This window comes from Alcanivorax jadensis T9, from assembly GCF_000756655.1.
Lineage (GTDB): Bacteria > Pseudomonadota > Gammaproteobacteria > Pseudomonadales > Alcanivoracaceae > Alcanivorax > Alcanivorax jadensis.
The window spans coordinates 1-935 of the sequence record NZ_ARXU01000029.1 but is presented as its reverse complement, the minus strand read 5'-3'; the positions used below and the strand labels follow the sequence as shown (position 1 = coordinate 935).

The window sequence follows — 935 nt, the reverse complement described above, 5'->3', positions numbered from 1 at the left end:
GGAAAGTCTGAATAACTCGCTCTTTTGACGTTTGCGGTGTTCAATCAGCTTCTGCCGTGAAATTCAGGCCACAGTTCTCTCTTGAGTGTTCATTTTTTCGCCTGTTTGCCGCGTTTTAGCGGCAACCAGGCGCACTGCCCCTAGGGCAGCAGCACCCGTTTCACCCTCAACAGGTTGTGCAGCCCCGCCAAGAGATAGAGCCGATTGGTATTCTTCGCCAGACCCCGGTAGCGAACCTTGCTGTAGCCGAACATGCCTTTAATCACTCTGAAGGGATGCTCCACTTTGGCTCGAACGCTGGCTTTGATCGTTTCGCATTCCTTTGCCACCTTCGACATCGTGGCGCGCTTACCCGGCCGCTCAGCGATAAACCAATCCACTTTACGGTTCTTGTGCTCTTCGCGTTTCTCGATGCCGCAATAACCCGCATCTCCCCAGACCCGCTTCTCTTTACCATGCAAAAGTTCGCCTGATGCCGTCAGGTCATGCTCATTAGCGGCGGTTGTGGCAAGACTATGAATCAGACCCACTGTGTCATCGACGCCAATATGACACTTCATGCCAAAATGCCATTGATTGCCTTTCTTGGTCTGATGCATCTCCGGATCACGAGTCCTTTCCTTGTTCTTCGTCGAGCTCGGCGCTTCGATAATCGTCGCATCAACGATGCTGCCTTCCCGAACCATCAGGCCATGTCGTGCCAACTGACGGTTGATCTTCTTAAACAGCTTCTTGCCAAGAGTGTGCTGCTCCAGCAGGTGCCGGAAGTTCAGGATCGTTGTCTCATCAGGAACCCGAGAGAGTCGAATCCCTGCGAAACGGCGCATGGACTCGATCTCATACAAGGCATCTTCCATCGCCGGATCACTCAGGTTGTAGATGATCTGCATGACATGAATGCGAAGCATGCTCGATAGCGCATACGGCGGCCGGCC

General features: G+C 53.3%; 1 protein-coding gene. It reads right to left on the bottom strand.

Annotated elements, in window-relative coordinates; genetic code table 11:
- Nucleotides 1–140: 140 nt before the first annotated feature.
- Nucleotides 141–935: IS5 family transposase (locus tag T9A_RS16505; protein WP_035250782.1), on the bottom strand; the 795-nt coding region annotated here is incomplete at its 5' end.